Below are 10,393 nucleotides of genomic sequence, written 5' to 3'. Positions count from 1 at the left end.
GTCACACCGCGCTGCGCGCGGTGCAACGAAACCCCGCCGCTTCGCGGCGGGTTGAGCCTGCGCTTCGCTTCGGCTCTCAGACCCGGGGCTTCGCCCCGGGTCTGAACACGCCTGCTTCGCAGGCGTGTTGCTCTCCCGCTTCGCGGGAGAGCTGGCCCGGCGCTTCGCTTCGGGCCATGCGGTCTGCTGCGCAGACCTGGTGATACTCCGTCCGCTTCGCTTCCGGAGTACGGCTGCTGCGCAGCCGTTGGTTTCGGGGTCTTCCGCTTCGCTCCAGGCCCCGAAACCAGGCCGGGTCCGCTGCGCTCCCCCGGCTTGGGGGTCCTTACGGCTTCGCCTCCAGGATCCTCGAGCCCGCTTCGCGGGCTGCTGGCTGTGGAAGGGGGTGGCTCCGCAGGGGGGTGGTGGGTCCTCAGGCGTGAGCGTGAGGACGGGTGCTCGGCAGTTTGCGCGGGGCGGCGTGGTGCACGGGCCGGCCTGTTGCGGGAATGGCGAGGCGCCGCAGGGCGAGGGTCGAGGTGACGAGTAGTACGGCGAAGACGGCCAGGAGGAGGAGGGACACCCACATCTGCCGGCTCCCTGGGGCCTGCCAGCCGGTCCAGGTCGCGGACCCTGTCCAAAGGAGAAGGGCCGCGGTGTAGAAGGAGCGGATCCGGCGTAGTTGCCGCTCGGCCCGCAGGAACTGGATGCGTTCGGTCTTCGGTGCCATGGGGCACCGTGTACCCCGGTGCGCGATGGCCATCGGGGTCGGACTAAAACTTGTGGGGGACTTGGTCGGGAGGCCGTGCATGTCTGCATCTCAGTCTGATGCAGCATGTAGCATTGGCGTAAAGAGGGGTCACCCGGTAGAGGGACTGTAAATCGTTCGGTGTAACTCCGATCATGGAGGATGCATCGATGACCAGTGAGAACGTGACCGAGGCCGAGACCGTCGAGGCGGCTGAGCCGCAGCCGGCGAAGGCGGTGGATGACCGGCTGATCGAGGAGCTGGTGTCCCGGGCCCAAGCCGAGGGCCTGCAGCTGACGGGTGAGGGAGGGTTGCTCCAGCAGCTGACGAAGCGGCTGCTGGAGTCCGCGCTGGAGGGTGAGATCACCGACCATCTCGGCTATGACAAGCACGATCCGGCGGGGAAGAATGGCGGGAACTCCCGCAACGGCACCCGGGCCAAGACCGTGCTGACCGATGTCGGGCCGGTGGAGATATCCGTGCCGCGTGACCGGGACGGCTCGTTCGAGCCGAAGATCGTCAAGAAGCGGCAGAAGCGTCTGACCGGCGTGGACGAGATGGTCATCTCCCTGTCGGCGAAGGGCCTGACCACCGGTGAGGTCCAGGCCCACCTGGCCGAGGTCTATGGCGCCGACGTCTCGCGCCAGACGATCTCCACGATCACCGACAAGGTCCTCGACGGGATGGCCGAGTGGCAGAACCGGCCCCTCGACCCGGTCTATCCGGTGGTCTTCATCGACGCGATCCACGTGAAGAGCCGCGACGGTGCGGTCGCCAACCGGCCCATCTATGTGGCCCTGGCGGTCACCGTTGAGGGCCGGCGCGAGATCCTGGGCTTGTGGGCCGGGGACGGCGGCGAGGGCGCCAAGCACTGGATGCACATCCTGACCGAGATCAAGAACCGCGGCGTGAACGACGTCCTGATGCTGGTCTGCGACGGGCTGAGGGGCCTGCCCGACGCGGTCGAGACCGTCTGGCCGCAGACGATCGTGCAGACCTGTGTGGTCCACCTGCTGCGGAACTCCTTCCGCTATGCCGCCCGCCAGGACTGGGACAAGATCGCCAAACTCCTCAAGCCCATCTACACTGCGGCGACCGAGGAGGCCGCGCTGGAGCGATTCGCGGAGTTCGCCGATGCCTGGGGCCGGAAGTATCCGGCGATCGTCCGGCTCTGGGAGAACGCGTGGGAGGAGTTCACCCCGTTCCTCCGCTTCGACACCGAGATCCGCCGCATCGTCTGCACCACGAACGCGATCGAGTCGGTGAACGCCAGGATCCGGCGGGCGGTCAAGGCTCGCGGACATTTCCCCAACGAGACCGCCGCCCTGAAATGCGTCTACATGGCGATCATGTCCCTCGACCCGACCGGCAAGGGCCAGACCCGCTGGACCCTGCGCTGGAAGACCGCCCTGAACGCCTTCGACATCACCTTCGACGGCCGCCTCTCCGCAGCCCGTCAGTAACCCCGAACACCGCGGTTACACCGTTCGATTGACAGACCCCAGCCCAGAGGCCCTGCCGGAATGAAATCTGGCAGGGCCTCTGGAAGTCTGCATTAAGGGTCGGAATATTGACAGGGTTGGGCCCTCTTGGCTAGCCGCAACGACCAGGCTGCGTCACACTGGAGATTCCGACTTTCTTCAACAACTCAGAGAGGAGTGCGGTTTCCACTAGGGTGCCTTGGAAGCCAGACCGTTTGAGTTCATCCGACAATCTCTTCGCTTCTTGAATTGATGTACCGAAGGCTGCCCGGAAGGACTTCAACAGCGCTCCCCCGTGCACTGCGGCATCAACGAGTCTCAGGCAATGGGGTCCATGTTGCTCCAGGATCGCGTTCCGCACTCTTGACGGTGCCCAGCCCTCATCCGAGTCGTGCGAGATCCCGCACGTATTGCAATCCCACTCGACTTCCCAGCTGAGGCGCCCATTGTTGGTGGATTGAACCAGCCACTCCGTCCCGCCCCCGCCACACTGGCGGCACGGTCCGGATAGCCGGGCTGCCTGTTCTGTCATGACCAGCCTCTGATCGACATGTAGCGGTTGACGATGCCATAAAATCGCTCCGATGTCCCGGAGCCGTCACGTGGATGATGATTGGTGAGACCGCGTGCGAACCAACGGTGGTGTAGTTCTTCATGGACTATCGTCTCTCGAAGAAATGCTCGACTCACAAAACGCTTGAATCCAATTTGCGTTCCTACGTTACGCATCGCCATTCCGGAGTTGACTCCGTAGCTGTAAACGGGGCGGTGGGTAAGATTTAGATCCGGAAAATCTTCCCTGATGATTGCATCAATGGCGCGATTTCTGGATTTCGTGGTCTTTCCGGTGGCTTTACTGAGCTCTTCGCTACTCTTCCAAACGTTTCCGCTTCCCATCTCTTCGGCGAGGCCGCTGCAATTGTGCACCAGGACGGGCGTACCGCCTGCCAGCACATAGTACGCGTGGATGTCGTCGATTGTGAGGTCGTGGGTGCGCTGCTGCTTGGTGTAGTGCTTGACTGCGGTGATCTGGACGTGGGTGCCGGCGCTGGTGCGGAGGAACTGGCCGCTGGTGAGGTAGCCCGCATCGATCCAGCTGTCGAGTTCCGGTACCCAGAAAGGGTGTGTGCTCGTGGCGACAAGCGCCGTTTCGCCGGCGGGGGTGGCGATAGTGAGCTCGGTGAACTCCTTGTCGCTCTCCGTCCGTATGGTATCGGTGACCTTCTTGCGAACTTCCTTGCCGGTCTTGATGTCCATAGTCAGAATGACGTCGCCGGTTTTGACGTCCTCGATGTTCTTAGTGGTGCCATCACCCATGAGGACTTGCGTACCGGGGAGGAAAGAATGGCACTTGGCTAGAGTTTTAGCTCCCACGAATGGGAGGGTCACCATTCCTGCGAGCCCCTCACCATCTTCGTATCCTGGGTCACTGGTGTCTACACCGACCTTCCCTATCAGGCCGTCGTATCCGTCGGCGATCGGAGAGCTACTTACGCCCTCATTCATGGGCTTGATCATGAGGAAAGCATCGACACTGGAAGCGAAGAATCGGCCAATTCCCGCAACCGTGTTGCTGTTCCACGTCATCTTTCGACGTTCGAAGAGAACCACGGTTCCCCAGTTCACGCCGTGGGGCTTGTTGTAAGTCCGCTTCCCCTCTTGGTTTTCCTCCCAGCTGTTGTACTTCCAGCCCGTGACCTTGTACTCCCACGATTCGTGATAGGTCTGCGAGGCGTCGGTTCCGTCGTTGTCGGAGTTGCACCTGCTGGAGTTTCCGCCGCAGACGCCTTCCGGGCGGAGCCCTGTGGGGTCGCTCTTGGTGATGGGGCTGCCGTTGGCGTAGGTGTACCCGTTCATCTGGAGCGGGTCGGTGATGTCGATGAGGGGGTCGGCGGAGAGGAAGCGGCCTGTGGTGGGGTCGTATTCGCGGGCGCCGATGTGGGTGAGGCCGGAGAGGGTGTCGTCGATGCCTACGCCGAGGTAGCTGCGCTTGTTGGGCCAGTTGGCGGGCTTGGGGCCTCGGGCCTCGCCGTAGGGCTTGAAGGCGCGGCGGGTGACGGGCTGGGTGCCGCCGGCTTCGACGGTGGTGTGGGCGGTGCCGAGGTGGTCGGTGAGCAGGACGTTGAGGGTGTGTCCGGTTGCCGACTGGTTGGTGGTGGTGCGGACGACGGTGGGGGCGCCGGGGTGGGCGTAGGCGCGGGAGGCGCGGGTGATGAGGCCGACGGTGTCGGTGGTGAGTTCGGTTTCGCCGAGGTAGAGGGTGCTGCCGGTGTTCGGGGTGTGCTCGAGGATGCGGTTGCCGTCGGCGTCGTAGACGTAGGTGGTTTTGGTGGTGCCGACGGTGTTCGAGGCGAGTTTGTGCTCGGCCGTCCACTGGAGGGTCTGGTCGGGGGTGGTGCCGGGGAGGTTGCGGGTCTTGGTGGTGCCGGTGGGGTTGTAGGTGTAGCTGGTTTCCTTGCCGGTGGGGGTGGAGGCGACGGAGGCGAGGGTGTGGGGCTGGGTGGTGTTGTAGGTGGAGGTGTAGGTGGTGGTTCCGGCGGGGGTGCGGTCCGTGGCCGTGACCCGGTTGCCGATCCAGTCGTAGGTGAACGCCTGGTGGTAGGAGTTTGTGTCGGTGGAGAGGGTCGTGGCGTCCGGGGCCGTGTTGGGCAGGCCGGCAGGGGTGTCGGTGGCGCCGGCGGAGGCGTCGGCGATCGGGCCGGTGGAGGAGGCTGCGTCCGTGCGGTGGCCCCAGGTGGTGCCGTTGGCGGCCTTGCAGCCGGTTCCCGAGCCGTTAGGGATCAGCTTGGAGGTCCAGGCGTTGACCAGTTGGCCCATGACGTCGTAGGTGAAGCACTGGTTGTCCCAGACGGTGGTGGTGGCCGTTACGGCGTCCTGTCGGGCGACCGAGGTGATCGAGCCGGAGTCGTCGTAGGAGTAGCCGGTGTCGGAGACGCGGTGGGGGCCTTCCCTCTCGCGGTCGGTCACGGTGCGGATGAGGCGGCCGGAGTGGTCGTCGATGAAGTTGGTCGTCCACACGCGGTAGGGCTGGGCGCTGGAGACCGAGCGCAGGACCTGTCCGTACGGGGAGTAGGTGGCGTCGGAGGTGTACCAGTTGATGCCGGAGGTGGACTCGGGCAGGCCGTCCTCGTCGTAGCGGGTGATGACCTTCTCGGCCGCGAGGCCGCCCTTGGCCGGGAGCGTGGTGGCCAGGGGCTTGCCGGTGGGCGTGTAGGTGTAGGCGTAGGCGTAGGTGCCGGACAGGCCGGTGGTCATCGCGTTGGAGGGGATGACGGTCTCGCGGCCGGTGGGGCGGTACTCGGTGTCGTAGCCGGTGACCCGGTTGACGTAGTCGCCCATGGTGGTGTGGCGGATGGACTCGTAGGGCAGGCCGAGCAGGCCGGTGCGGTCGTAGGTGTACTTCTTGACCGGGTCGGTGAGCAGGCTGTCCTCGTGCACCGAGGTGACGCGGCCGAGGGCGTCGTAGACGGTGAAGGTCGACTTGCCCTGGGCGTCGGTGACGATGGTGGGGCGGTCGGCGTCGTCGTACGTCGTCTGGGTGGTGCCGGCGTCGGGGTCGGCGGCCACGGTCTGGCGGCCGCGGGCGTCGAAGGCGTAGGTCCAGGCGTTGCCGGCGGGGTCCTTGACGATGTCGCGGTTGCCGCGCTTGTCGTAGCCGTATGTGGTGGAGCGGACCTTGCCGGAGCCCGTGTGGTGGTTGATCTTCACGACCCGTCCGAGGGCGTCGGTGTAGGTCGTGGTCATGGGGTCGGTGCTGCCGCCGGGGTTGACGGTGACGCTGGTGTCTCCGTACGTCGTGGCGGTGATGTACGTGAGCTTGGTGACGCGCAGCGTCTCCTGGCTGACGGGGCGTTCCAGGCCGTCGTAGAGGGTGAGGGTTCGACTGGGGATCAGGGTCGGGGACGTGACCTTGAACAGTTCGGGGATCGGCTGGCCCTTGGCGAGGTAGGCGCTGGTCTGTTCGCGCACCAGGCCGTGGTCGTCGTACTTGGTGTCGCTGACGATGCGGCCGGGGCCGTGGGCTTCGGCCTGGGTCTGGACCTGGCGCAGCAGGCCGTCGTAGAGGGCGATCTGCTTCGTGTAGGTGCCGTCGTCCTTGATGGTCTCGACGGTGGTGGCCGCGGGGCGGGTCTCGGTGGGGGTGGCGCTGGCCGGCTGGTAGCTGATCTTGACGTTGGGGGTCTGGGTGCCGGCTGAGCGGGAGGGGGACCAGCCGCTGGTGACGCGTCCGAGGGCGTCGTACTGGGTGCGGGTGATGCGGCCGTTGGGGTCGCTCACCGTGAGGGGCAGGGCTCGGCCGGGGTCGTAGGTGGTGGTGGCGGCGTGGCCGAGGGTGTTGATGGTCTTGACGGAGGTGACGGCTCCGCCGGTGTCGCCGGGGGTGTACTGCGTCTCCGTCTTGCCGGTCAGGGGCTTGGTGACGGTGCGGATGCGGCCGAGGGGGTCGTAGGTGTTGGTGGTGGTGATGGCGTGGGCGGTGCCGGCGGCGTTGAGTTCGTGGACGCCGGTGACCAGGCCCTTGGTGGGGGTGTCGCCGTAGTTGCCGCCGTCGAAGCTGTAGTGGATCGAGCTCTTGATCTCGGTGGCCGGGTCGGCGTTCGCGTAGTCGGCGCAGGTGGTGGCGGTGGTGCGCTTGTGCTTGAGCAGGCCGATGAGGCCGACACCGGTGTTGTGGACGAAGGCGGTGTTGGTGCAGGTCGTCTCGGTGAGGGTTTCTCCGGTGCCGTTGGGGGTGACGACGGCGGATTCGACCATGGAGGGCAGGCCGTAGGAGTCACGGCTGAGGGTCTGGGTGCGTACGCCGCGCCAGCTGGAGCCGTTGGCCTGGATGACGTCGGTGCGCTTGACGAGGGTCCGGAAGGCGCGCAGGCGGTCGAGGTCGGTGCCGTCTTCGGCTTCGCGGGCGCGGGAGGCGGTCTGGGTGGATTCGGGGAAGGTGAGGGTGCGCTTCAGGGCCTTCGGCGTCTCTCCCGCGTATATGTAGGCGCGGGCGTCGTCGGCGTTGCGGAAGGTGAATTCTTCGGCGGTCATGCCGGCGTACTGGGGGGCGTCGTCGGCGATGAGGGTGACCGTGCCGGAGGAGTCCTTGACGGCTCCGCCCTTGCCCTGGAAGTAGCGGGTGACGGAGGCGGACTGGCGCTGGATCGCGCCGGTGGTGGAGCTGGCCTTGGTGACGGCGACACGGGCGTAGCCGCGCCAGTCGCTGTAGGTGCGCAGGGCGGGGCGGAGGAATTCGTCTTCGCTCTTGGCCCAGGCGGCGCCGCCGTAGCTGTACCAGGTGGTGATGGGTTTGGTGAAGAGGGTGGCGACCTTGTCCTTTTCGGTCACCGAGTGGACGACGTACTTGTTGAACCAGGCCTTGGCCGGGGTCTTCTCCTCGCCGTCGGGTGACCAGCGCACCGGGAAGCAGGTTCCGTTGGCCTTGCCGAGGTCGCTGGCGGGTTCGGCGTCGCAACCGCCCTTGTATTCGACCTCGATGTCGGCGCCTGCCTCTGTGGCGACGACGCCGATGCGGGGGCGGGTGAAGGCGGGGCGCTTGTCGCCGGGGCCGGTGGGGACGAGGTTGGGGAGCTGCTTGTCCGTCAGGCGTTCGGCGAGAGGGGAGCGGGTGCCGACGGTGTAGTGGGCGAAGCTGACGCCGTCCTTGGACTGCAGGGTGCCGGTGGTGTCGCCGGGGGCGTAGCCGCGGCGGGTGAGGGAGTTGAGCCAGAGGCTGGGGGCGGTGTCGTACCAGTCTTCGGGGAAGGACTGGTTGAGGGTGTAGGTGTCGACTTTGCCGAGGCCGGTCTGGCCGGCGCGGACGGCCTTGGTGGTGACCGAGGCCAGGCGCATCTGGGTCCAGAAGGAGGGGAAGCCGGGGCAGAGCTTGGAGGTCGACTTGCAATTGAGGGAGCCGGGGGTGTCCCACCACGGGCGGTAGGCGCCGGGGTCGTCGGTCTTGGCGAAGTTGGCCGGGTCGCAGGCGGTGCCTGTCTTGAGGCAGCGCTGGGCGGCGGTGAACTCGACGAGGGCCGGGGGGTTGGTGAGGCTGGTGGAGCGCATGCCGTACTCGATGGTCTTCGGGTAGGCGGCGCGGTCGTACTGTTCGGGGCTGTTGCGCTTGTCCCGGACGGCGTAGTGGTTCGTCTCCTGGGCCCAGTTGACGATCATGACGTTGCCGTGGACGTCTTCGACCTTGTCGAGGCCCCAGCGCCAGGCCTGCTGCTTGTCCCTTGCGGAGTCGTCCGGATCCGGCCCGCAGCGGGAGTCGGCGAAGGTGGTGGCGTAGCAGGGTTCGCCGGGGTGGTTGCCGAAGACGGGGACGGTGGAGACGGAGTTGGTGTCCGCGTGGCTGCCGCCGACCTGGTTCTGGCCGAAGTAGTACTTGGTGCCGTCGGTGGTGGTGACGACCCAGTACTCGCCGTTGTTGTCGCCGTTGGTGGTGCCGGTGCGGCGTTCGATGCGGGTGCCGTCGTCCTTGGCGGAGCGGTAGGCCTCGGTGGCGGTTTCGGGGTTGGTGCCGGCGGGGACGTCGCGGACGAGTTCGGTGGTGGAGCCGCCGAGGGACATGACGGCGTTGGGCGAGACCCAGCACAGGTCGCTGGTCTTGTTGGCCTTGGCGGTGTTGTTGGGGGTGCCTGCGGTGAGGGTCTTGGTGTCGTCCTTGCAGGTGCGGTATCGGCGTTCGATGTGGCCGGGGTCGTAGTCCCAGCCCTCGCCGATCCAGGAGGCCTGCGGGGAGGAGACGGCAGTCTTGCCGTCGACGGTCTGCGAGTTGTACGAGAAGGAGATGTTCGGCGCGGGGCCGGCGGGGGCCGGGGGGATCGCGAGGGGGTAATTCCAGGTGAAGGCGCCGGAGGAGCCGCCGGCGGTCCATTTGCCGCTGGAGGCGAGCGGGGTGGCCTTGAAGGAGCCGCCGGGGCCGGAGCCGGAGTCGACGGCGCCGATGACGGCCTTGTCGCCGGCCGCGACCGGGGTGGCGGTGGAGGCGGTGGTGTAGGAGGCCTGAATGACCCCGGAGCCGGAGGTGGTGGCGGCGCCGGTGGCGGTGGCCGGTGTCACGGTGCCGTCCGCGGCCGTGTCGACGGTCGCGGTGATGGAGTGGGTGGTGGTGTCGTTGACCGTCTCGAGCTCTTGGAAGGCCTGGCAGGCCTCTTCGAGGGGAGTGGTCAGGTAGCACTCGGGGAACTGGACCAGGCGCAGGCGGGAGGCCCAGTCGGCGCCGTAGACGTTCTGGAAGGTGCCGTAGTCCAGGCCGACGGAGATCGGGACGGAGCCGGTCGACGGGGCCTGGACGGTGACCAGGGCACCGATCTTCGTGAGGCCTTCGACTCCCTTGCTGATCTCGCCCGCGCGGTCGACGACGGTGGCCTGCCAGGTGCCGGAGGGCATGGGCTGGCCCGCGGCCTGGCCCAGCTTGACCGGGAGGTTGGGGACCTGGGTGAGGTCGCCGGCTGTGGTGGCGGTCCGGGTGGCGCTGGTCGTGGTGAAGGAGGCCGGGCTGGTGGCCGAGCCGAAGGTGATCGAGCCGGTTTCCGCGGGGGGCGGGGTCGCGGTGCCGGCAGGGGCCTGTTCCAGGTTGGCCGGGACGTCGACCTTGAGCGATTCGAGGTCCTTCTCGAAGGTCTCGCCCTCGAGGGGCTTCTTCTCGGGGAGGGTCTCCAGCTCGAGGGGGTCTGTCGCCTCGAGGGTCTCCCGGCCGGTCTCGATGGTGGCGGGGTCCGGCGGCAGCGCGAACGACTGAGCGGGCAGCAGACCGATCAGGAGGGCGGCGCCCAGCACGGGGACGACGGTGCGCCGCGAACGGCGAGGCGCGGGCGATATACGACGGAACAAGGCGGGGTCCCCCCGGACCACTTGGAGCGAGACCGGAGACGGACCGCGCGTCTTGAGACTTCAGATCGATGGAGATTCTGCGGTCGGATCGTGGAGGAATTCCAGCGTGCAACGACACACGTGAGGATCGTCACGGAACGTAATGTAATCAGTGCAGTCGGAAAGGAAGGAAGGCTTACTTTCAGGCAAGAGGGAAGGCAGCATCCAAAGTTCGGGTGAACAGCATGTATGCCGCATCGGCCACTGAATGGCCCGCAACCGAAGGCGCTTTCCCTCCCTTTCACTGCTTTCATCCCTCTCGGGGAATCAGCGCTGCGGTGTCGGGTCGCTCGCCGACCCCGTCGTCCCGGCTTCCGGGCGGGAGCGGATC

The 10,393-nt window shown here is 66.6% G+C and carries 3 protein-coding genes; 1 reads left to right on the top strand and 2 read right to left on the bottom strand.

The features are described 5' to 3' along the window. Positions 1-412: 412 nt before the first annotated feature. Positions 413-709, bottom strand: a complete 297-nt coding sequence (locus tag ACFZCF_RS31550; protein WP_391290527.1) for a hypothetical protein — start codon at positions 707-709, stop codon at positions 413-415. A 188-nt stretch (positions 710-897) separates the two neighbouring features. Between ACFZCF_RS31550 and ACFZCF_RS31545 the strand changes: the two genes are divergently transcribed. Beyond that, positions 898-2,190, top strand: a complete 1,293-nt coding sequence (locus ACFZCF_RS31545) for an IS256 family transposase (RefSeq protein WP_391290526.1) — start codon at positions 898-900, stop codon at positions 2,188-2,190. Between the two features lie 546 nt (positions 2,191-2,736). On the opposite strand, the gene ACFZCF_RS31540 is transcribed toward ACFZCF_RS31545, so the two are convergent. Then, positions 2,737-9,966, bottom strand: a complete 7,230-nt coding sequence (locus ACFZCF_RS31540) for an RHS repeat-associated core domain-containing protein (RefSeq protein WP_391290536.1) — start codon at positions 9,964-9,966, stop codon at positions 2,737-2,739. Positions 9,967-10,393: the final 427 nt, after the last annotated feature.

The organism is Streptomyces sp. NPDC007945 (assembly GCF_042958885.1).
Taxonomy (GTDB): Bacteria; Actinomycetota; Actinomycetes; order Streptomycetales; family Streptomycetaceae; genus Streptomyces.
This window is presented reverse-complemented; position numbering and strand designations above follow the sequence as displayed.